The organism is Enterobacter sp. KB-280D8 (genome assembly GCF_041399405.1).
GTDB lineage: Bacteria > Pseudomonadota > Gammaproteobacteria > Enterobacterales > Enterobacteriaceae > Enterobacter > Enterobacter cloacae_N.
In genome coordinates this window covers 67,817-90,511 of record NZ_JBGKEC010000007.1, presented here as the reverse complement: position 1 = coordinate 90,511, position 22,695 = coordinate 67,817, and the positions used below count along the sequence as shown (strand labels likewise).

Annotated in this window: 13 protein-coding genes; 10 read left to right on the top strand and 3 right to left on the bottom strand. The window is 58.4% G+C overall.

Annotated features, from left to right (window positions below; all coding sequences use genetic code 11):
• The first annotated feature begins 199 nt into the window (after window positions 1-199).
• The 5 genes from glgB to glgP are packed head-to-tail and all read left to right on the top strand — an operon-like array spanning window position 200 to window position 9,568.
• The gene (glgB, locus tag AB8818_RS17770; RefSeq protein WP_116342733.1) at window positions 200-2,386 is read left to right on the top strand and encodes a 1,4-alpha-glucan branching enzyme; all 2,187 of its coding nucleotides are present in this window, start codon (window positions 200-202) and stop codon (window positions 2,384-2,386) included.
• Window positions 2,383-4,356 (top strand): glycogen debranching protein GlgX, encoded by a 1,974-nt coding sequence (gene glgX / locus AB8818_RS17765; protein ID WP_192983732.1) that lies wholly within the window; start codon window positions 2,383-2,385, stop codon window positions 4,354-4,356. Before glgB ends, glgX begins: the two co-directional genes overlap by 4 nt.
• Before the next feature lie 17 nt (window positions 4,357-4,373).
• Window positions 4,374-5,669, top strand: a complete 1,296-nt coding sequence (glgC, locus tag AB8818_RS17760; protein WP_023333724.1) for a glucose-1-phosphate adenylyltransferase — start codon at window positions 4,374-4,376, stop codon at window positions 5,667-5,669.
• A complete protein-coding gene (gene glgA, locus AB8818_RS17755) occupies window positions 5,669-7,102 on the top strand; it encodes a glycogen synthase GlgA (protein ID WP_061096850.1) in 1,434 nt (477 codons plus the stop codon). Before glgC ends, glgA begins: the two co-directional genes overlap by 1 nt.
• An 18-nt stretch (window positions 7,103-7,120) precedes the next feature.
• Window positions 7,121-9,568: a glycogen phosphorylase gene (gene glgP / locus AB8818_RS17750; RefSeq protein ID WP_116342729.1), complete on the top strand. Its 2,448-nt coding sequence runs from the start codon at window positions 7,121-7,123 to the stop codon at window positions 9,566-9,568.
• Window positions 9,569-9,663: 95 nt separating this feature from the next.
• Here the strand turns inward: glgP and glpD are convergent, their stop codons facing one another.
• A complete protein-coding gene (gene glpD / locus AB8818_RS17745) occupies window positions 9,664-11,172 on the bottom strand; it encodes a glycerol-3-phosphate dehydrogenase (RefSeq protein WP_163330638.1) in 1,509 nt (502 codons plus the stop codon).
• A gap of 286 nt (window positions 11,173-11,458) precedes the next feature.
• Here glpD and glpE point away from each other — a divergent pair, with 286 nt between their 5' ends.
• From glpE to AB8818_RS17730, 3 genes are read left to right on the top strand one after another with little or no spacing between them, the layout of a single operon-like run.
• Window positions 11,459-11,791 carry a thiosulfate sulfurtransferase GlpE gene (gene glpE, locus AB8818_RS17740; RefSeq protein WP_096928555.1) on the top strand — a complete coding sequence of 111 codons (333 nt, stop codon included), beginning with the start codon at window positions 11,459-11,461 and terminating at the stop codon, window positions 11,789-11,791.
• A 47-nt stretch (window positions 11,792-11,838) separates the two neighbouring features.
• On the top strand, window positions 11,839-12,669 hold the full coding sequence (glpG, locus tag AB8818_RS17735) for a rhomboid family intramembrane serine protease GlpG (protein ID WP_192983729.1): 831 nt from the start codon (window positions 11,839-11,841) through the stop codon (window positions 12,667-12,669).
• Window positions 12,670-12,685: 16 nt separating this feature from the next.
• A complete protein-coding gene (locus tag AB8818_RS17730) occupies window positions 12,686-13,444 on the top strand; it encodes a DeoR/GlpR family transcriptional regulator (protein WP_028014684.1) in 759 nt (252 codons plus the stop codon).
• A 62-nt stretch (window positions 13,445-13,506) separates the two neighbouring features.
• Here the strand turns inward: AB8818_RS17730 and malT are convergent, their stop codons facing one another.
• On the bottom strand, window positions 13,507-16,212 hold the full coding sequence (gene malT, locus AB8818_RS17725; RefSeq protein WP_163330640.1) for an HTH-type transcriptional regulator MalT: 2,706 nt from the start codon (window positions 16,210-16,212) through the stop codon (window positions 13,507-13,509).
• Between the two features lie 585 nt (window positions 16,213-16,797).
• Here malT and malP point away from each other — a divergent pair.
• Window positions 16,798-19,191 carry a maltodextrin phosphorylase gene (malP, locus tag AB8818_RS17720; RefSeq protein ID WP_192983726.1) on the top strand — a complete coding sequence of 798 codons (2,394 nt, stop codon included), beginning with the start codon at window positions 16,798-16,800 and terminating at the stop codon, window positions 19,189-19,191.
• A 9-nt stretch (window positions 19,192-19,200) separates the two neighbouring features.
• The gene (malQ, locus tag AB8818_RS17715) at window positions 19,201-21,282 is read left to right on the top strand and encodes a 4-alpha-glucanotransferase (RefSeq protein WP_163330642.1); all 2,082 of its coding nucleotides are present in this window, start codon (window positions 19,201-19,203) and stop codon (window positions 21,280-21,282) included.
• Between the two features lie 86 nt (window positions 21,283-21,368).
• On the opposite strand, the gene gntT is transcribed toward malQ, so the two are convergent.
• Complete coding sequence (gene gntT / locus AB8818_RS17710) at window positions 21,369-22,685, bottom strand: gluconate transporter (protein WP_116342718.1); 1,317 nt, start codon at window positions 22,683-22,685, stop codon at window positions 21,369-21,371.
• Window positions 22,686-22,695 lie beyond the last annotated feature (10 nt).

Here is a 22,695-nt window from a genome sequence, read left to right as displayed (position 1 = left end):
CCCTTTTTTTTGCGTAATACATGGAGTAACGCGCGTATGTCTTATTTTTATCAGGAGTCGTGTAGAGCGTTGGCTATGCTTTAAGGAAGAGTCATTTCTTACCTGAGGTTAGGACGGGACTAAGTGGATGCCCGTTCAGGTCACATTAAAGTCGTCCCAGGCGCTAAAAAAGGACGACATAAAAAACAGGATGAATACCATGTCCGATCGTGTGGATAGAGACGTGATTAATGCGCTTATTGCGGGTCACTTTGCCGACCCCTTTTCCGTGCTGGGGATGCACCATACAGAGGCCGGGCTGGAAGTCCGGGCGTTGTTACCGGATGCCACCGAAGTGTGGGTCATCGAGCCCAAAACCGGCCGCAAGGTGGGCAACCTGGAGTGCCTCGACTCGCGCGGCTTTTTCTCGGGCGTCATGCCCCGCCGTAAAAACCCCTTTCGCTATCAGCTCGCCGTTATCTGGCACGGCCAGCAAAACCTGATCGACGATCCCTACAGCTTTGGCCCTCTGCTGAAAGAGATGGATGCCTGGCTGCTCTCCGAAGGCACGCATCTTCGCCCTTATGAAACGCTGGGTGCCCATGCGGATACTATGGACGGAATTACCGGTACGCGGTTTGCCGTGTGGGCGCCTAACGCCCAGCGCGTCTCCGTTGTCGGGCAGTTCAACTACTGGGACGGCCGCCGCCACCCGATGCGCCTGCGCCGTGAGACGGGCATCTGGGAGCTGTTTATCCCCGGGGCGCACAACGGCCAGCTCTATAAATTCGAAATGATCGACGCCCACGGCAAGCTGCGCATTAAAGCCGACCCGTATGCCTTCGAGGCGCAGATGCGCCCGGATACCGCGTCGCTGATTTGCGGCCTGCCGGAGAAGGTCGTCCAGACGGAGGAGCGTAAGCAGGCTAACCGCTTTGATGCGCCGATCTCCGTTTATGAAGTGCATCTCGGTTCCTGGCGCCGCCACACCGATAACAACTTCTGGCTCAGCTACCGGGAGCTCGCCGACCAGCTGGTGCCGTACGCCAAATGGATGGGCTTTACCCACCTCGAACTGCTGCCGGTTAACGAGCACCCGTTCGACGGCAGCTGGGGCTATCAGCCCACCGGGCTGTACGCCCCGACGCGCCGCTTCGGCACGCGGGATGACTTCCGCTATTTCATTGATGCCGCGCACGCCGCCGGGCTGAACGTGATCCTCGACTGGGTGCCGGGCCATTTCCCGTCGGACGATTTTGCGCTGGCAGAGTTTGACGGCACGAAGCTGTACGAGCACAGCGACCCGCGCGAAGGCTATCACCAGGACTGGAACACGCTGATCTACAACTACGGGCGCCGTGAAGTCGCGAACTACCTGGTCGGGAATGCGCTGTACTGGATCGAGCGATTTGGCATTGACGCCCTGCGCGTGGATGCGGTGGCCTCGATGATCTACCGCGACTACAGCCGCAAAGAGGGCGAGTGGATCCCGAACGAGTACGGCGGCCGTGAAAACCTGGAAGCGATTGAGTTCCTGCGCAATACCAACCGCATTATTGGCGAGCAGGTGGACGGCGCCGTGACCATGGCGGAAGAGTCGACGGACTTTGCAGGCGTCTCCCGCCCACCGTCATCAGGCGGCCTGGGGTTCTGGTATAAGTGGAACCTGGGCTGGATGCACGACACCCTCGACTACATGAAGCTCGACCCGGTTTATCGTCAGTATCACCACGATAAGCTCACTTTCGGGCTGCTCTACAACTACACCGAAAACTTCATGCTGCCGCTGTCGCACGATGAAGTGGTGCACGGCAAAAAATCCATTCTCGACCGCATGCCCGGCGACGCGTGGCAGAAGTTTGCCAACCTGCGCGCCTACTACGGCTGGATGTTTGCCTTCCCGGGTAAAAAACTGCTGTTTATGGGCAATGAGTTCGCCCAGGGGCGCGAGTGGAACCACGACTCAAGCCTCGACTGGCACCTGCTGGAAGGCGGCGACAACTGGCATCACGGCGTGCAGCGTCTGGTGCGCGACCTGAACCTGACCTACCGCCACCACAAAGCGCTGCACGAGCTGGACTTCGACCCGTACGGCTTTGAGTGGCTGGTGGTGGACGATCACGAGCGCTCGGTGTTTGTCTTTGTGCGTCGCGATAAAGCGGGCAACGAGATTATCGTCGCCAGCAACTTCACGCCGGTGCCGCGCGAACACTACCGCTTCGGCATTAACCAGCCGGGCAAATGGCGCGAGATACTGAATACCGATTCCATGCACTACCACGGCAGCAACGCTGGCAACGGCGGGCTGGTGCAGAGCGATGCCGTCGAAAGCCACGGGCGACCAAACTCCCTGAGCCTGACGCTGCCGCCGCTTGGCACCATCTGGCTGATGCGGGAGGGAGAATGACGCAGCTTACGGCAGGTAAACCCGAACCGCTCGGCGCGAGCTATGACGGAAAGGGGGTGAACTTCACGCTCTTTTCTGCTCACGCGGAGCGGGTGGAGCTCTGCGTGTTTGACGGGGAGGGTAACGAGCACCGTTACGATTTACCGTCCCGCACGGGAGACATCTGGCACGGTTACCTGTCGGGCGGGCGTCCGGGGATGCACTACGGTTTTCGCGTACACGGCCCGTGGGAGCCCTCTCAGGGGCACTGGTTTAACCCGGCGAAGCTATTGATTGACCCGTGCGCGCACCGCGTGGACGGCGAGTTCAAAGACGACCCGCTGTTCCACGTCGGCTACGGCGAGCCCGACCACCGCGACAGCGCGCCCGTCGCGCCAAAAAGCGTGGTGGTGCACGATCTCTACGACTGGGAAGACGATGCCCCGCCGCGCACGCCGTGGGGCAACACCGTCATTTATGAAGCGCACGTCAAAGGGCTGACCTACCTGCACCCGTCGATCCCCAAAGAGATGCGCGGCACCTATCAGGCGCTTGGGCATCCGACGATGGTCGCTTACCTGAAGCATTTGGGCATCACGGCCCTGGAACTGCTGCCCGTGGCGCATTTCGCCAGCGAGCCGCGCCTGCAGCGCCTGGGGCTGAGCAACTACTGGGGCTACAACCCGCTGGCGATGTTCGCCCTGGAACCGCGCTATGCCGCGCATCCGGAGAAGGCGCGGGATGAGTTTCGCGACGCGGTGAAGGCGCTCCACGCCGCGGGAATTGAGGTCATTCTGGACGTGGTGCTGAACCACAGTGCGGAAAGCGATCTTGACGGCCCAACGCTCTCACAGCGCGGAATCGATAACCGTAGCTATTATTGGATCAGGGACGACGGCGATTACGAGAACTGGACCGGCTGCGGTAACACCCTCAACCTCAGTCACCCGGCGGTCTCGCATTACGCGTACGAGTGCCTGAAATACTGGGTTGAGACGTTCCACGTGGACGGTTTCCGTTTCGACCTGGCGCCCGTGATGGGGCGCACGCCGTCCTTTAGCCAGCAGGCGCCTCTGTTTGAGGCAATCAAAAACTGCCCGGTGCTTTCACAGGTGAAGCTCATCGCGGAGCCGTGGGACATCGGTGACGGCGGTTATCAGGTGGGGAACTTCCCGCCGCTGTTTGCCGAGTGGAACGACCACTACCGTGATGCCATCCGCCGCTTCTGGCTGGCGCGCGATCTGTCACTTGGCGAATTTGCCGGGCGCTTTGCCGGCTCCAGCGATCTCTTTAAGCGCGACGGCAAACGTCCGTCGGCCACCGTCAACCTGGTGACGGCGCACGACGGTTTTACGCTGCGCGACTGCGTTTGTTTCAATCAGAAACACAATGAGGCCAACGGCGAAGAGAATCGCGATGGCACTAACAATAACCATAGCTTCAATCATGGTATAGAAGGATTAGGCGGAAGTCTGGATGTGATCGAGCGGCGACGCGCCAGCGTTCATGCGCTGCTGACGACGCTTTTGCTGTCGCAGGGCACGCCGATGCTGCTGGCGGGCGACGAGCACGGCCATAGCCAGCACGGCAACAACAACGCCTATTGTCAGGACAACACCCTGACCTGGCTCGACTGGGGCGAGGCGAACAGCGGGTTGACCCATTTCACCGCGGCGCTGATCCACCTTCGCCAGCAGATCCCCGCCCTTACCGCCGACCGCTGGTGGGAAGAGGGTGACGGCAACGTTCGCTGGCTGAATAAAGACGCGCAACCGTTGAGCGCGCAAGAGTGGCAACACGGCATCACCTGTCTGCAAATTCTGCTCTCGGATAAGTGGCTGGTGACGCTGAACGCGACGGACGACGTCGCAGAGATTGTTTTACCTGACGGGGAGTGGCGAGCCGTTCCCCCCTTTGCCGGAGCGGATAATCCGGTAGTAATGGCTGTCTGGCACGGGCCTGCGCACGGAGTGTGCGTATTCCAAAGATGATAAAAAAGGAGTTAGTCATGGTTAGATTAGAGAAGAACGATCCCTTAATGTTGGCACGCCAGCTACCCTTAAAAACGGTTGCCCTGATACTCGCGGGCGGGCGTGGTACCCGTCTGAAAGATTTGACCATCAAGCGTGCCAAGCCGGCCGTTCACTTTGGTGGTAAGTTCCGCATCATCGACTTTGCGCTCTCCAACTGCCTGAACTCGGGCATTCGCCGCATTGGCGTCATTACGCAGTATCAGTCGCACACCCTGGTGCAGCACATCCAGCGCGGCTGGTCATTCTTCAGCGAAGAGATGAACGAGTTTGTCGATCTGCTCCCGGCGCAGCAGCGCGTTCACGGCGAAAACTGGTACCGCGGCACGGCGGATGCCGTGACCCAAAACCTCGACATCATTCGTCGCTACAGCGCGGAATACATCGTGATCCTCGCCGGGGACCACATCTACAAGCAAGACTACTCGCATATGCTGATCGACCACGTCGAAAAAGGGGCTCGATGCACCGTGGCGTGTCTGCCGGTGCCCGTTGCCGAGGCGACGGCGTTTGGCGTGATGCACGTGGATGCGGACGATAAGATTATCGACTTCGTAGAAAAACCGGCGAACCCGCCCACCATGCCGGGGGATGACACCAAATCGCTCGCCAGCATGGGGATCTATGTCTTTGATGCGGATTATCTTTATGAGCTACTGGAAGAAGACGACAAAGACGAAAACTCCAGCCACGACTTCGGCAAAGACATCATCCCAAAAATAACCAAAGCTGGCATGGCCTATGCACATCCTTTCCCATTGTCCTGCGTACAGTCCGACCCGAATGCGGAGCCTTACTGGCGCGATGTGGGAACGCTGGAAGCATACTGGAAAGCCAACCTGGACCTGGCGTCCGTGACGCCCGAGCTGGATATGTACGACCAGAACTGGCCGATTCGTACCCATATGGAATCCCTGCCGCCTGCGAAATTTGTTCAGGACCGCTCCGGCAGCCACGGCATGACGCTGAACTCGCTGGTCTCCGGCGGGTGCATTATCTCCGGTTCGGTGGTGGTGCAGTCCGTGCTGTTCCCGCGCGTGCGTATAAACTCATTCTGTAATATCGATTCGGCAGTCCTGCTGCCGGATGTCTGGGTAGGGCGTTCGTGTCGTCTGCGTCGCTGCGTGATCGACCGGGCCTGCGTCATTCCTGAGGGAATGGTGATTGGTGAAAACGCGGAAGAAGACGCGCGTCGCTTCTACCGTTCTGAAGAGGGGATCGTGTTAGTCACACGGGAAATGTTGCGGAAGCTGCAGATCAAACAGGAGCGATGATGCAGGTTTTACACGTATGTTCTGAGATGTTCCCGTTGTTAAAAACGGGCGGTCTGGCGGATGTTCTGGGTGCATTACCCGCGGCGCAGATCGCCGGAGGGGTAGATACCCGAGTCCTGCTGCCCGCCTTCCCGGATATCCGGCGCGGCATACCTGATGCAAAGGTCGTGACCCGCCGTGAAACGTTTGCCGGACGCATCACCCTGCTGTTTGGGCATTACAACGGCGTAGGGATCTACCTGATCGACGCGCCGCATCTGTACGACCGACCGGGCAGCCCGTATCACGATACGAACCTGTTCGCTTATACCGACAACGTGCTGCGCTTTGCGCTGCTCGGCTGGGTGGGGGCGGAGATGGCCGTCGGGCTGGATCCGTTCTGGCGTCCGGATGTAGTGCATGCGCATGACTGGCACGCCGGGCTGGCGCCTGCATATCTGGCGGCAAAAGGGCATCCGGCAAAATCGGTGTTTACGGTGCACAACCTGGCGTATCAGGGCATGTACTACGCCCATCATATGAATGACATCGATCTGCCATGGTCGTTCTATAACATGCACGGTCTGGAGTTCAACGGGCAAATTTCGTTCCTGAAGGCCGGGCTGTACTATGCCGATCACATTACGGCGGTGAGCCCCACCTACGCGCGTGAAATCACCCAGCCGGAGTTTGGCTACGGCCTGGAAGGGCTGCTGCAGCAGCGCCACCGCGAAGGCCGCCTGTCGGGCATTCTGAACGGCGTGGATGAACAGATCTGGAGCCCGGAAACCGATCTCCTTTTGGCGGCGCGCTATGGCCGCGACTCGGTGGAAGACAAAGCCGAAAACAAACGCCAGCTGCAGATTGCGATGGGGCTGAAGGTCAACGACAAGGTGCCGCTGTTTGCGGTGGTCAGCCGCCTGACCAGCCAGAAAGGGCTGGATCTGGTGCTGGAAGCGCTGCCCGGTTTACTGGAGCAGGGCGGACAGCTGGCGCTGCTCGGCGCAGGCGACCCGGTGCTGCAGGAGGGTTTCCTCGCCGCCGCCGCGGAACATCCGGGGCAGGTGGGCGTGCAGATTGGCTATCACGAAGCGTTCTCGCACCGAATCATGGGCGGCGCGGACGTGATTCTGGTGCCGAGCCGTTTCGAACCCTGCGGCCTGACGCAGCTCTACGGCCTGAAATACGGCACGCTGCCGCTGGTGCGCCGCACGGGCGGGCTGGCGGATACGGTGTCGGATAGCTCTCTGGAAAACCTGGCGGACGGTATTGCCAGCGGGTTTGTCTTTGAAGACAGTAATGCCTGGTCGCTGCTTCGGGCGATTCGGCGTGCTTTCGTCTTGTGGTCCCGTCCATCCCTTTGGCGTTACGTACAGCGTCAGGCGATGTCCATGGACTTTAGCTGGCACGTTGCGGCGCAGTCGTACCGCGATCTCTATCAACGCTTGATGTAACGAGGCGAAGTTACTGATATGAACGCTCCATTTAGCTACTCTTCACCCACGCTCAGCGTTGAGGCGTTAAAGCACTCCATCGCCTACAAGCTGATGTTCACCATCGGGAAAGACCCGGTCATTGCCAACAAGCACGAGTGGCTGAACGCCACGCTGTTTGCGGTGCGTGACCGCATGGTCGAACGCTGGCTGCGCTCAAACCGCGCTCAGCTTTCGCAGGAGACGCGGCAGGTTTATTACCTGTCGATGGAATTTTTGATTGGCCGCACCCTCTCTAACGCGCTGCTGTCGCTCGGTATCTACGACGACGTCAAAACCGCGCTGGAAGAGATGGGGCTGGATTTAGAAGAGCTGATTGACGAAGAGAACGACCCGGGGCTGGGCAACGGGGGGCTGGGGCGTCTCGCCGCCTGCTTCCTCGACTCGCTGGCGACGCTGGCGCTGCCGGGCCGCGGCTACGGTATTCGCTATGACTACGGCATGTTCAAACAGAACATCGTCGATGGTCGTCAGAAAGAGTCCCCTGACTACTGGCTGGAGTACGGCAACCCGTGGGAGTTCAAACGCCACAACACGCGCTACAAAGTGCGCTTTGGCGGGCGTATCCAGCAGGAAGGGAAAAAGTCCCGCTGGGTAGAAACTGAAGAGATCCTCGCCGTGGCCTATGATCAGATCATCCCCGGCTACGACACTGACGCCACCAACACGCTGCGCCTGTGGAACGCCCAGGCCAGCAGCGAGATCAACCTCGGTAAATTTAACCAGGGCGACTACTTTGCGGCGGTGGAAGATAAAAACCACTCTGAGAACGTCTCCCGCGTCCTGTACCCGGATGACTCCACCTATTCCGGCCGCGAGCTGCGCCTGCGTCAGGAGTATTTCCTCGTCTCCGCGACGATTCAGGACATCCTCAGTCGCCACCATCAGCTGCACAAAACCTACGCCAACCTGGCGGAGAAAACGGCGATTCACCTTAACGACACCCACCCGGTGCTCTCCATTCCTGAACTGATGCGCCTGCTGATCGACGAGCATAAGTTCAGCTGGGACGACGCGTTTGAGGTGACGTGTCAGGTGTTCTCCTACACCAACCACACGCTGATGAGCGAAGCGCTGGAGACGTGGCCGGTGGATATGCTCGGCAAAATCCTGCCGCGCCATCTGCAGATTATCTTTGAGATCAACGACTATTTCCTCAAGACGCTGCAGGAGCAGTATCCGAACGATACCGGCCTGCTGAGCCGAGCCTCGATTATTGATGAATCCAACGGCCGTCGCGTGCGTATGGCCTGGCTGGCGGTGGTGATCAGCCACAAGGTGAACGGGGTGTCTGAGCTCCACTCAAACCTGATGGTGCAGTCGCTGTTCGCCGACTTCGCGAAGATCTTCCCGACGCGCTTCTGCAATGTCACCAACGGCGTCACGCCGCGCCGCTGGCTGGCGCTGGCGAACCAGCCGCTGTCCGACGTGCTGGATGAGAATATCGGCCGCACCTGGCGTACCGATTTGAGCCAGCTGAGCGAGCTTAAGCAGCACATTGATTTCCCGACGGTGAATAAAGCCGTGCGGGAAGCTAAGCTGCGGAACAAAAAACGTCTGGCGGTCTGGCTGGCGATGCACCTCAACGTGGTGGCAAACCCGAAAGCGCTGTTCGACGTGCAGATCAAACGCATCCACGAGTACAAGCGTCAGCTGATGAACGTGCTGCACGTGATCACCCACTACAATCGCATTAAGGCCGATCCAACCGCCGAGTGGGTGCCGCGCGTGAAGATCTTCGCCGGTAAGGCGGCTTCCGCCTACTACATGGCGAAGCACATCATTCATCTCATCAACGACGTGGCGAAGGTGGTGAACCAGGATCCGGATATTGGCGACAAGCTGAAGGTGGTGTTCATCCCGAACTACAGCGTCAGCCTGGCGCAGCTGATCATCCCGGCGGCGGATCTCTCTGAGCAGATTTCCACGGCGGGCACGGAAGCGTCCGGCACCAGTAACATGAAGTTTGCCCTTAACGGAGCGCTGACCATCGGCACCCTGGACGGGGCGAACGTCGAAATGCTGGAGCACGTCGGGGAAGAGAATATCTTCATCTTCGGTAACACCACGGAAGAGGTGGAGGCGCTGCGCAGGAAAGGTTACTCGCCGCGTGAGTTCTATGAAGGGGATGAAGAGCTACGTCAGGTTCTGACGCAGATTGCGACCGGCGTGTTCAGCCCCGACGAGCCGGGCCGTTATCGCGATCTGGTGGATTCGCTGATTAACTTTGGCGACCACTACCAGGTGCTGGCGGATTATCGCAGCTACGTGGACTGCCAGGATAAGGTGGATGAGCTATACCGCCAGCAGGAGAAATGGACCAGCGCAGCGATGCATAACATCGCCAACATGGGGTATTTCTCTTCTGACAGGACCATCAAGGAGTATGCCGAGACGATCTGGCATATTGATCCGGTGAGGTTGTAAAAGCAAAACGGCAACCTCGGTTGCCGTTTTTAGTGTTTGTTCCCTCTCCCTGTGGGAGAGGGTCAGGGTGAGAGCATCAGCCCGCACCGATCGCATCAAGACGCCAGCGAAAGCTCACGCTTTCCCGCATTTTGCAGTAACCACTGCGCCACGCGAGACTGCTGCTCGGCGTTCAGCCACATCCCTTCTTTAGTACGACGCCAGATGGCATCGTCCAGGCGGCGAACCCATTCGTGCTCGACCAGGTAGCGCAGCTCGGCTTCATACAGCTCGTGGCCGAAATGCTCGCCCAGATCCGCAATCTCTTTTGCCTCTCCCAGGAACAGCTCGGTATTGCTGCCGTAGGTGCGGGCATAGTGGCGCGCCATCCCTTCGGTAATGAACGGGAAGCGACGGCGCAGCTTCGCGGCGTAATCGTCGCGGTTTCCGCCGATATCTCCACCGGGCAGTACCGCCTCTTTGGTCCACGCCGGGCCAATGCCCTTGTAGTACGGCGCCAGTTTTTCCAGCGCGTGCTCGGCCAGCTTGCGGTAGGTGGTGAGCTTGCCGCCAAACACCGACAGCAGCGGTGCCTGACCGTCTACGTCGTGGATATCGAGCGTATAGTCGCGGGTGATGGCCTGCGGTGAGTCAGACTCATCATCGCACAGCGGACGCACGCCGGAGTAGGTCCAGACCACGTCATCCCGTGACAGCTGTTTCTTAAAGTGTGCGTTATACACTTTGAGCAGGTAGTTCACTTCGCTCTCGTCGATCTCGACGTTTTTCGGATCGCCTTTGTACTCCACGTCGGTGGTGCCGATGATGGAGAACTCGTCCATCCACGGGATCACAAACACGATGCGCTTGTCTTCGTTTTGCAGAATGTACGCCTGCTTCTGGGTATGCACGCGCGGCACCACAATGTGGCTGCCCTTGATCAGGCGAATGCCGTACGGTGAAGGCAGGTGCATGCCGTCGTCGAAGAACTGCTTCACCCACGGGCCGGTGGCGTTCACCAGGCCGCGCGCTTTCCAGCTGAATTTCTCGCCGGTATCAATGTCTTCTGCTTCCACAATCCACAGGCCGTTTTCGCGGCGTGCGGCGGTCGCGCGGGTCCGGGTTTTCACCTCGCCGCCTTTCTTCTCGACCATCTGCGCATTCGCCAGCACCAGACGCGCATCGTCCACCCAACAGTCGGAATATTCGAAACCGCGCACGATTTCCGGCTTAAGGACCGATTCTGAGCCAAAACGCAAACCGTTCGAACCCGGCAGGCTGGTGCGTTTACCCAGATGATCGTACATAAACAGACCGATGCGGATCATCCACGCCGGACGCAGGTGCGGGCGGTGCGGCAGGCGGAAGCGCATCGGGATCGCCAGATGCGGGGCCATTTTCAGCAGCACTTCACGTTCGGCCAGCGCTTCGCTGACCAGACGGAATTCGTAGTGTTCCAGGTAGCGCAGGCCACCGTGGATCAGCTTGGAGCTGGCGGACGACGTCGCGCAGGCGAGGTCGTTAGCTTCCAGCATCAGCACGGATAAACCGCGTCCTGCGGCATCAACCGCAATACCGGCACCGTTGATGCCACCGCCTATCACAATCAGATCTTTGGTTTCCATAACACCCTCATGCACTTTCGTTAAAGCTCAAAAATGTTCGATATCGCTCATAATAGCAAAGGAACGCGCTTTTGGTAACATCAAAAAAACAATTTAGAGTGATATGGATAACATAATGGCGTTTACCCGCCGTCAGGACGTACACTACGGGGTAAAATAGTGCGGTCTGATGCCCTCACCCCAGCCCTCTCCCACGGGGAGAGGGTGATCCGTTTCCCTCTCCCTCCGGGAGAGGGTAGGGTGAGGGGAAAAACGCACCACACCTGAATAAGCGAAAGAGAACACCATGGATCAGTTTGAATGTATTAACGTAGAAGAAGCCCACCAGAAGATGCACCAGGGAAAAGCGGTGCTGGTGGACATCCGCGATCCGCAGAGTTTTGCGATGGGCCACACGCCGGGCGCGTTCCATCTCACCAACGACACGCTGGGCGCGTTTATGCGCGATAACGACTTCGACACGCCAGTAATGGTCATGTGCTACCACGGCAACAGCAGCAAAGGCGCGGCGCAGTATCTTATTCAGCAGGGCTACGACGCGGTATACAGCGTCGATGGCGGCTTCGATGCCTGGCATCGTCATTTCCCGGCAGAAGTGGAATACGCGTTTGAGCGCTAATCCCGCTATACTGTTCCCTTTTGTGTGGAAATAAGCGACCGCTGCCCATGTTGATGATCACCTCTTTTACCAACCCGCGCGTCGCCCAGGCGTTTGTCGACTATATGGCGACGCAGGGCGTTATTCTGACCATTCAGCAACATACTCAGACCGACGTCTGGCTGGCCGACGAGAGCCAGGCAGGGCGGGTAAACGAAGAGCTGGCGCGTTTTCTTGAGAACCCAGGCGACCCGCGCTATCTGGCGGCCAGCTGGCAATCCGGCCAGACCGGCAGCGGACTGCATTACAGCCGTTTTCCCTTCCTTGCCACGATTCGCGAGCGCGCGGGCCCGTTTACGCTGCTGCTGATGGCGGCCTGTATTATCGTCTTCATTATTATGAACGTGGTGGGCGACCAGAGCGTAATGATCGCGCTGGCGTGGCCGTATGACCCATCGTTGCAGTTTGACGTCTGGCGCTACTTTACCCACGCGCTGATGCACTTCTCGGTGATGCATATCCTCTTTAACCTGCTGTGGTGGTGGTATCTCGGCGGCATCGTTGAGAAGCGGCTCGGCAGCGGTAAGCTGATTGTCATCACCGTGATTAGCGCCCTGCTGAGCGGCTACGTGCAGCATAGATTCAGCGGCCCGTGGTTCGGCGGGCTGTCGGGTGTCGTCTACGCCCTGATGGGCTACGTCTGGCTTCGCGGGGAGCGCGACCCGGAAAGCGGCATCTATTTACAACGCGGATTAATAGCCTTTGCGTTAATATGGCTAATTGCCGGATGGTTTGATCTGTTTGGTATGTCTATCGCCAATGGTGCGCACGTCACCGGCCTGGCGGTCGGGCTGGCAATGGCGCTTGCCGACACGCTCCATGCGCGAAAACGAACATAATTCTCAGGGATAATTGATGAAACAAACACAACGTCATGACGCCATTATCGAACTGGTCAAAAAACAGGGATACGTCAGCACCGAAGAGCTGGTCGAGCAGTTTGCCGTCAGCCCGCAAACCATCCGTCGCGACCTGAACGATCTGGCCGATCAGAACCGTATTTTGCGCCACCACGGCGGGGCCGCGCTGCCGTCCAGCTCGGTCAACACCTCCTGGCACGACCGTAAAGCCACGCAGACGGCTGAAAAAGAGCGCATTGCCCGTAAAGTGGCGAGCCAGATCCCGAATGGCGCGACGCTGTTTATTGACATCGGCACCACGCCGGAAGCGGTCGCCCATGCCCTGCTGGATCACGAGAACCTGCGCGTGGTGACCAACAACCTGAACGTCGCCAACACTCTGATGCAGAAAGACGATTTTCGCATCATCCTCGCGGGGGGCGAACTGCGCAGCCGCGACGGCGGGATTATCGGCGAAGCGACGCTCGATTTTATCTCTCAGTTCCGCCTCGACTTCGGCATTCTGGGGATCAGCGGCATCGACACCGACGGCTCGTTGCTGGAGTTTGATTACCACGAGGTGCGCACCAAGCGCGCGATTATTGAAAACTCGCGTCACGTGATGCTGGTGGTGGATCATTCGAAGTTTGGCCGTAACGCAATGGTGAACATGGGCAGCATCAGCATGGTGGATGCGGTCTATACCGACGTGATGCCGCCGGCGGGCGTGATGCAGGTAATTAAAGATAATAATTTGCAGTTAGAGTTGTGTTGAAAAGCCTTTCACCCTCCCCCCGTGGGAGAGGGCCGGGGTGAGGGCATCAGACCGCAGAGGATCTAAACCCCATATCCCATCATCTTCAACAGTTGCTGCGCATGCTGCACCGCATCCTGACGGTGCGCCACGCCCAGCTTCTGATACAGATTGCGAATATGCGTTTTGATGGTGGTTGCCGCCACCGCCAGCTCTCCGGCAATCTGCTCATTGCTGTAGCCTGAATAGATTAGCCCCAGCACCTGCCATTCGCGCTGGGTGAGCGGGCTGGTGCGAATAAGCTCCGGCACTTCCGGGTGGTTCAGCAGGCGTTCAACGAAGTTCTCGTCGAAATGCGCGAATTTGTGACGGTGGTGCTGATTAATCTCGCGCAGAATGCGCTGGGCGCGATGCTGATCCAGCTCCGGCAGCGTGTTCAACTGAATCAGCTGACGCAGCTGCTGCGCCATCACTTCACCTTCAATCACGAAGTGGCTGATAAACCCGGTGCGGTTCGCCAGCTGCAGGGCTTCCAGCAGCACGCGCTGGGCGTCGTTTTTGCGCCCCGCCTGCCAGTAAAGCTGATTAAGCAGCAGCAGGTTGCGGTTCAGATCGCTCATCAGGCGCAGGCTGCGGGCGTTTTCGTTTAACTCTTCCAGCACAATTTCGGCAGGCTCAAAGTCACCCAGCAGGATCTGCACGCGGGCGATGTTGCGCCACTGGCTTTGCAGGAAGTGGTTATTGGCAAATTCCGGTTTAGGTGTCTGACGCAGCCAGTTGGCGGCGGATTTTTTGTCCCCCGTCATCTGCCAGTAAATCACCCGCACCTTGTCGGCGTTCGATACCCAGTCGCTGTGGTACTGACCGTTGCCAAGCAGGTTTTCCAGACGGTTAAGGTGATTGCGGGCGTTATCCAGATCGCCGCGCGCCAGCGAGCACTGCACCAGCAGGGCCAGACACTGCAACTGCTGCTGCGGCTGGAAGCCAGAGAGCACGCTCACACCCTGACGGGCGCAGCTTTCTGCTTCATCCAGGCGCGACCACGCCCACAGGAGCTGAGCGCGAATACGCAACAGGAACTCGTGCATCGGCAGCTGTTCCAGGTGCTGTTCACGAATCAGCTGGAACGCTTTTTCCTGATTTTCCCAGGCCGCCTGCAGGAACCCCTGAGCGAATAAAATCTCGCTTTGCTGGATCAGGCTCCACAGCGCGTAGTGCCACACATCATGGCGGCGCGCCATCTGCTCGGTTTGCTGCATCAGCGAAAGGGAACGCGTCAGCTCACCCTTGCAGTGCAGCACTTCGCCGTGCACCGAGGTCGCCACAATCCGGCTGTAGAAATTCGCCAGCGGTAGTTCATCCAGCGCGACCATCGCCAGCCGTTCCGCTTCATCCGCATCGCCGTCGTTAATCGCGACCTGCGCCCGCAGGGCGTTAAATTCGCCATGCAGGGTGATATCCATTTCGCTTTCCATCTCCTGCTCGGCGCGCGCCAGCAGGGTATTCACTTCGCTGTAACGGTGCTGGCTCTGCATCAGCCAGGCCTGGAGCAGCACCAGACGCGGGTTCTCCAGCAGGCTCTCCCACGGCAGGGCTTTCAACGACTCTTCCAGCAGCGTCAGCTCGCTGTGGTTAAACAGCCCCCACGCGTGGTTAAGCAGGATATCGCGCAGCATGCTGGCGTCACCGGCGGCAAGCGCGTGGTGAATGGCCTCGCTCGGGAAGCCTTGCGCCATCCAGCTTTCGGCGGCGGCGCGGTGGATTTCCGGCAATTCCGTGGCAAGCTCCCACTGGCAGCGCTGGCGCAGGAAGCTGCCAAACAGCGGATGGTAGCTGAACCACTCGCCGGGATCGTCCATGCGCGTCAGGAACAGGCCCTGACGTTCAATCTCTTCCAGCTGCAGCTGGCCGTTTTCACAGCCGGTAACGCGCACAATCAGCGCGTCGTTCATGGAACGCAGCAGGGAACTTTTCAGCAGGAAATTACGGGTCGATGGATCGACGCTGTTCAGCACCTCATCCACCAGGTAATCAGAAAGATGGCTGGCGTTGATGCCGGCCAGACGACGCGCAGACTGGTGCGTCGGGCTGTTGTTTTGCCGGGCAGAGAGGGCAATCAGCTGTAGCGCCGTCGCCCAGCCCGCGACGTCATCACACAGGCGGCTGCTTTCAGCGGCCTCAATCGGTGAGGTCAGGCGGCAGTCGAAGAACTGTTTCGCTTCCTGGTGGGTGAAGGCCAGCTGTTGGCTGCCCACTTCCAGAAGCTGATCGCGCACGCGCAGGTTGGCAATTCCCAGCTGCGGCAGGTTGCGTGACAGCACGACTAAGGTCAGGTTTTCCGGCTGATGACGCAGGAAGAAGCGCATCGACTCGTGGATCACCGGGTTCGTAATCAGATGATAGTCATCAATTACCACGTACAGCGGGCGATGCCATTCGGCCAGTTCGATAAATAGCTGAGAGAAAAGGGAGGACAGGCTGGCGTACTGGCGCTTTTGCACCATCGCTTCACTGGCGACGCAGTGTCCATTGGTTGCCTGTTGAATAGCGGCAATCAGATAGCTGGCAAAACGCTCTTGCTGGTTATCGCCCTCATCAAGAGAGTACCAGCCAAGATCGCTTTTACCTGCGGCCCATTGTGAAATGAGCGTTGTTTTTCCATAACCTGCAGGGCTCGTAACCAGCGCCAGTCGGAAATTATGCGCGCCGGAAAGTTTAGCCAACAGACGCTCGCGGACCACTGTATGGTCAAGACGAACCGGGCGACTTAATTTAGACGGAATCAACATAGGTTTCACTTCACTGTGGGGAACGAGAGAATTTATTTTTTTTGCGCTTCGTAATTAATAGCTATAAGGTCGGTCAGAAAGAGAACTATTGCAAGTTATGTCTGGCTTTTGTGGCTCTTAATTTGCACTCTGTCACAAAACATTCCGGCCAGTGTTGGAACTTTTTTGAAAAGGCTTTGATGCCGCGTGAATGCTGGCTTGTATGGATGTCACCCGGTTGGGCTGAAACTGGTTTCAGAAAGGTATAATGACGTCGAATTTAATAAACTTCGGGTAAAGTTGAGTGAGATTAATAATCTCCTTAGGTATGAGCCCATTGCTGAAATATTATTCTCCGTAAGCAATCATTTCCGGGCGGATTAATTTCACCCGAAACCGCATTTCATTTCTTTGACATTCTCCCCGGTTACTTTTTTAACTTCCTGGCACGCTACGACTATGCTCTCAGAGTGGCCTCGATCACACTTTTATGCTCATCCCCGCTACTCCTCCCTGTCTAATCCCCCACGGGAGGAGGAAGAGGTGAAATGAGCCAGGCACACTAGCGCCAACTTGTGTTTTCTTTCTAAAGGATGCCGATCCCCTATGTCACAGCCTACCTTCAACAAAGCTCAATTCCAGGCTGCCCTGACGCGTCAGTGGCAGCGTTTTGGCCTTCATGCTGCAAACGAGATGACGCCTCACCAGTGGTGGCAGGCGGTGAGCGGGGCGCTCGCAGAGCAGCTGGATGCTCAGCCCGTGACGAAGTCCGTCAAAGGCCAGCGTCACGTCAACTATATCTCGATGGAGTTCCTGATTGGCCGCCTGACCGGCAACAACCTGCTGAACCTTGGCTGGTATCAGGAGGTGGGTGATGTGCTGAAAGAGCATGACATTAACCTGACCGACCTGCTGGAAGAAGAGATTGACCCGGCGCTGGGTAACGGCGGTCTGGGTCGTCTGGCGGCCTGCTTCCTTGACTCCATGGCGACCGTCGGCCAGTCGGCGATTGGCTATGGCCTGAACTACCAGTACGGTCTGTTCCGTCAGTCGTTTGCCGACGGCCATCAGATGGAAGCGCCGGACGACTGGCACCGTAACACCTACCCGTGGTTCCGCCACAACGCGCAGCTGGATGTGCAGGTCGGCATAGGCGGGAAAGTGACGAAGCAGGGGCTCTGGGAGCCGGCGTTCACTATTACCGGTGAAGCCTGGGATCTGCCGGTGCTCGGCTACCGTAACGGTGTGGCGCAGCCGCTGCGTCTGTGGCAGGCGAAGCACGCGCATCCGTTTAACCTGACCAAATTCAACGACGGTGATTTCCTGCGCGCCGAACAGCAGGGCATTGACGCCGAGAAGCTGACGAAGGTCCTCTACCCGAACGACAATCATCTGGCGGGTAAAAAGCTGCGCCTGATGCAGCAGTACTTCCAGTGCGCCTGCTCCGTGGCGGACATTCTGCGTCGCCATCATCTGGCGGGCCGCAAGCTGGCGCAGCTGCCGGACTTCGAAGTTATCCAGCTCAACGACACGCACCCGACTATTGCCATCCCGGAACTACTGCGCGTGCTGATCGACGAGCATCAGCTGGGCTGGGACGACGCCTGGGCCATCACCAGCCGCACCTTCGCCTACACCAACCACACCCTGATGCCAGAAGCGCTCGAGTGCTGGGATGAGAAGCTGGTGAAAGCGCTGCTGCCGCGCCATATGCAGATCATCAACAAGATTAACGACCAGTTTAAAGCGCTGGTGGAGAAAACCTGGCCGGGCGACAAAGCCGTCTGGGCCAAGCTGGCAGTGGTGCACGACAAACAGGTGCGCATGGCAAACATGTGCGTAGTCAGCGGCTTTGCCGTTAACGGCGTGGCGGCGCTGCACTCCGACCTGGTGGTGAAAGATCTATTCCCGGAATATCACCAGCTGTGGCCGACCAAATTCCACAACGTGACCAACGGCATCACGCCGCGTCGCTGGATCAAGCAGTGCAACCCGCTGCTGGCCGGCCTGCTGGACAAGACCCTGAAGAAAGAGTGGGCCAACGATCTGGACCAGCTGATCAACCTGGAAAAATACGCTGACGACGCGAAATTCCGCGAGCAGTACCGTGCGATCAAGCTGGAGAACAAGGTTCGCCTGGCGGAGTTCGTGAAAGTGCGTACCGGGATTGAGATCAACCCGCATGCCATTTTCGACATTCAGATCAAACGTCTGCATGAGTACAAGCGCCAGCACCTGAACCTGCTGCACATTCTGGCGCTGTACAAAGAGATCCGCGAGAACCCGCAGGCCGACCGCGTGCCGCGCGTGTTCCTGTTCGGTGCGAAAGCGGCGCCGGGCTACTACCTGGCGAAAAACATTATCCTCGCTATTAATAAAGTGGCGGCGGCGATCAACAGCGATCCAAAAGTGGGCGACAAGCTGAAGGTGGTGTTCCTGCCGGACTACTGCGTCTCGGCGGCTGAAATGCTTATCCCGGCGGCGGATATCTCCGAGCAGATCTCGACCGCAGGGAAAGAAGCGTCCGGTACCGGCAACATGAAGCTGGCGCTGAACGGCGCGCTGACCGTCGGCACGCTCGACGGGGCGAACGTCGAAATCGCCGAGAAGGTCGGTGAAGAGAATATCTTTATCTTCGGCCATACCGTGGAAGAGGTGAAAGCCATCAAGGCCAAAGGCTACGATCCGGTGAAATGGCGTAAGAAAGACAAAGTGCTGGATGCGGTGCTGAAGGAGCTGGAAAGCGGCAAATACAGCGACGGCGACAAGCACGCGTTTGACCAGATGCTGCACAGCATGGACAAACACGGCGGCGACCCATACCTGGTAATGGCGGACTTCACGGCCTACGTTGAAGCGCAGAAACAGGTCGACGTGCTGTATCGCGACCAGGAGGCGTGGACCCGGGCGTGCATTCTGAACACCGCGCGCTGCGGCATGTTCAGCTCTGACCGCTCAATCCGTGATTATCAGGCCCGTATCTGGCAGGCAAAACGCTAAGGAAGCGCGATGGAGAGTAAACGTCTGGACAGTGCCGCGCAGGCGGCGGGAATTAGCCTCAGTTACATCAACGCGCACGGCAAACCGCAGTCTATTGGTGCGGACACCAAAAGACGTTTGCTGGATGCGATGCACAAAACCGACGCGAAAGCGTCGGTTGCCCCGGTGCCAAACGTGAAGGTCTTTACCGCAGGCAAAAAGATGCCGCTGGCGGTGGAGGGGCTCGGCGAGTTTAGCTGGCTGCTCACCACCGAAGAGGGGCATCAGCATAAAGGCCACGCCATCGGCGGCAAAACGTTAAACCTTCCGGCGAAGCTGCCGGAGGGCTATCACAGCCTGACGCTCACCCAGGACGAACAGCGTTTTCACTGCCGGGTGATCGTCGCGCCAAAACGCTGCTATGAGCCGCAGGCGCTGCTTGAAGGCAAAAAGCTGTGGGGCGCCTGCGTGCAGCTCTATACGCTGCGTTCCGACAGCAACTGGGGCATCGGCGATTTTGGCGACCTGAAGAACATGCTGGCATCCGTGGGCGAGCGCGGTGGGGCCTTTATTGGCCTCAACCCAATTCACGCGCTCTATCCGGCGAATCCGGAAAGCGCCAGCCCGTACAGCCCGTCTTCCCGACGCTGGCTGAACGTGATTTACATCGACGTTAACGCGTTAGACGACTTCAAAAACAGCAAAGAGGCGCAGGCGTGGTGGAAGCTTGATACCACCCGGCAGATGCTGAAGCAGGCTCGCGACGCGGACTGGGTGGACTATTCCACCGTCACGGCGCTGAAAATGGCCGCGCTGCGTCTGGCGTGGAAAGGCTTTTCGCAGCGCGACGACGAGCAGATGGCGGCCTTCCGCCAGTTTGTGATGCAGGAAGGCGAAAGTCTCTACTGGCAGGCGGCATTTGATGCGCTGCACGCATATCAGGTGAAAGAGGACGAAATGCGCTGGGGCTGGCCGGTCTGGCCGGAAGCGTATCAGACCGTGGATACCCCTGAAGTCAAAGCCTTCTGTAAAAATCATGCCGATGAGGTGGACTTCTACCTGTGGCTGCAGTGGCTGGCGTACAGCCAGTTTGCTGCCTGCTGGCAGGTGAGCCAGGGCTATAAGATGCCGATCGGTCTGTATCGTGACCTGGCCGTGGGCGTGGCGGAAGGCGGCGCGGAAACCTGGTGCGATCGTGAACTTTACTGTCTGAAAGCCTCCGTGGGTGCACCGCCGGATATCCTCGGGCCGCTCGGGCAGAACTGGGGCCTGCCGCCGATGGATCCGCACGTGATGGCGGCGCGCGCCTACGAGCCGTTTATCGACCTGCTGCGCGCCAACATGCAGAACTGCGGGGCGCTGCGCATTGACCACGTGATGTCCGTGCTGCGCCTGTGGTGGATCCCGTACGGTGAAACGGCCGATCACGGGGCGTACGTCCAGTATCCGGTTGACGATCTGCTGTCGATCCTGGCGCTGGAGAGTAAACGTCACCAGTGCATGGTGATCGGTGAAGATCTCGGTACCGTGCCGGTGGAAATTGTCAGCAAGCTCCGCGACAGCGGCGTCTACTCCTATAAAGTGCTCTATTTTGAAAACGACCATGAGAAAACCTTCCGCGCGCCGAAAGCGTACCCTGAACAGTCAATGGCAGTCGCGACGACGCATGATCTTCCTACGCTCAGGGGCTACTGGGAAAGCGGCGACCTGACCCTCGGCAAAACGCTGGGACTGTATCCTGATGAAGAGGTTCTGCGCGGTCTGTATCAGGATCGTGAGCTGGCGAAGCAGGGGCTGCTGGATGCGCTGCATAAGCATGGCTGTCTGCCGAAGCGTGCAGGGCATAAAGCGTCGCTGATGGCGATGACCCCAACGCTCAACCGTGGCCTGCAGCGCTATATTGCCGACAGCAACAGCGCGTTGCTCGGCCTGCAGCCGGAAGACTGGATTGATATGGCGGAGCCGGTGAACGTTCCGGGCACCAGCTATCAGTACAAGAACTGGCGTCGCAAGCTGTCCACAACCCTTGAGACGATGTTTGCCGATGACGGGGTGAACAGGCTGATTAAGGATTTGGACAAGCGCAGAAGGGCGGTTGGTAAGAAGCGGTAGTTTCACCCTCACCCTAACCCTCTCCCGGAGGGAGAGGGAATAGAATGTAGGCCGGGTAAGCGTCAGCGCCACCCGGCTTTTTTACATCAGACAACCATATTCAACAGCAGCACCCCGACCAGACCACACACCGAAATAATGGTTTCCAGCGCGGACCAGGACTTGATGGTTTCACCGATCGTCAGGTTGAAGTACTCCTTGAACAGCCAGAAGCCAGGGTCGTTAACGTGAGAGAAAATCACGCTACCGGAACCGACGGCGATAACCATCAGCTCAGGGCTTACGCCCGTGGTCGCAATCAGCGGGGCAACGATACCGCCTGCGGTGATCGCCGCAACGGTCGCAGAACCCAGCGCAATACGCAGAACTGCAGCAATAGACCAGGCCATCAGGAGCGGCGACACGTTGGTTTCATGCATCATGGCAGCGATGTATTTGTCCACGCCGCTGTCGACCAGCACCTGCTTGAACGCACCGCCGCCGCCGATGATCAGGAGCATCATGGCAATGATTTTGATGGACGAGGTCAGCGTGTCGTTGATCTGATCCATTGAACGACCGCGGTTAAGACCGAAGGTGAACATCGCGATCAACACCGCAATCAGCGTTGCCATTACCGGGTCACCCAGGAATTCCGCAACGGACAGGAAAGCATGACCTTTCGGCAGGATCATCTCCGCCACGGCGCGCATCGCCATCAGGATCACCGGCACCAGAGAGGTCCAGACGCTGACGCCAAAGCCCGGCATCTCTTCTTCGGTGAAGGTTTTGGCGCTGTACAGACCTTCCGGGATAGGCTTATCAATGCCTTTCAGGAAGCGGGCATACACCGGGCCCGCCAGAATCACGGTCGGGATCGCCAGAATCGTACCGAACAGCAGGGTTTTACCCATATCGGCGTGGAAGATGGTGGCGATAGCGGTTGGACCCGGGTGTGGCGGCAGGAAGCCGTGGGTCACGGACAGGGCCGCAGCCATTGGCACACCCACAAACAGCAGCGGGATGTTCGCTGCCGCAGCGATGGTAAACACCAGCGGCAGCATCAGCACAAAGCCCACTTCATAGAACAGCGCGAAACCGACGGTAAAACCGGTTAACACCACTGCCCACTGAATGTGCTGTTTACCGAATTTGGCAATCAGGGTGGTGGCAATACGCTGCGCGCCACCGCAGTCCGCCAGCATTTTGCCGAGCATGGCACCGAAGCCCATGATCAGCGCCAGGCTGCCGAGCGTGCCGCCGACGCCGGCTTTGATAGAGCTGATAACTTTAACCAGCGGCATCCCCTGCATCAGACCGACTGCAAGTGCCACCAGAACCAGAGCGATAAATCCGTTCATTTTGAAACGGATCATCAAGAGCAGTAATAACACAACACCGATAGCAACGATGACTAATGGCATGATTTACCTG

Coding starts and splice junctions, on each gene's coding strand:
- glgB (WP_116342733.1), top strand. CDS start 200: ATGTCCGATCGTGTGGATAGAGACGTGATTAATGCGCTTATTGCGGGT.
- glgX (WP_192983732.1), top strand. CDS start 2,383: ATGACGCAGCTTACGGCAGGTAAACCCGAACCGCTCGGCGCGAGCTAT.
- glgC (WP_023333724.1), top strand. CDS start 4,374: ATGGTTAGATTAGAGAAGAACGATCCCTTAATGTTGGCACGCCAGCTA.
- glgA (WP_061096850.1), top strand. CDS start 5,669: ATGCAGGTTTTACACGTATGTTCTGAGATGTTCCCGTTGTTAAAAACG.
- glgP (WP_116342729.1), top strand. CDS start 7,121: ATGAACGCTCCATTTAGCTACTCTTCACCCACGCTCAGCGTTGAGGCG.
- glpD (WP_163330638.1), bottom strand. CDS start 11,172: ATGGAAACCAAAGATCTGATTGTGATAGGCGGTGGCATCAACGGTGCC.
- glpE (WP_096928555.1), top strand. CDS start 11,459: ATGGATCAGTTTGAATGTATTAACGTAGAAGAAGCCCACCAGAAGATG.
- glpG (WP_192983729.1), top strand. CDS start 11,839: ATGTTGATGATCACCTCTTTTACCAACCCGCGCGTCGCCCAGGCGTTT.
- AB8818_RS17730 (WP_028014684.1), top strand. CDS start 12,686: ATGAAACAAACACAACGTCATGACGCCATTATCGAACTGGTCAAAAAA.
- malT (WP_163330640.1), bottom strand. CDS start 16,212: ATGTTGATTCCGTCTAAATTAAGTCGCCCGGTTCGTCTTGACCATACA.
- malP (WP_192983726.1), top strand. CDS start 16,798: ATGTCACAGCCTACCTTCAACAAAGCTCAATTCCAGGCTGCCCTGACG.
- malQ (WP_163330642.1), top strand. CDS start 19,201: ATGGAGAGTAAACGTCTGGACAGTGCCGCGCAGGCGGCGGGAATTAGC.
- gntT (WP_116342718.1), bottom strand. CDS start 22,685: ATGCCATTAGTCATCGTTGCTATCGGTGTTGTGTTATTACTGCTCTTG.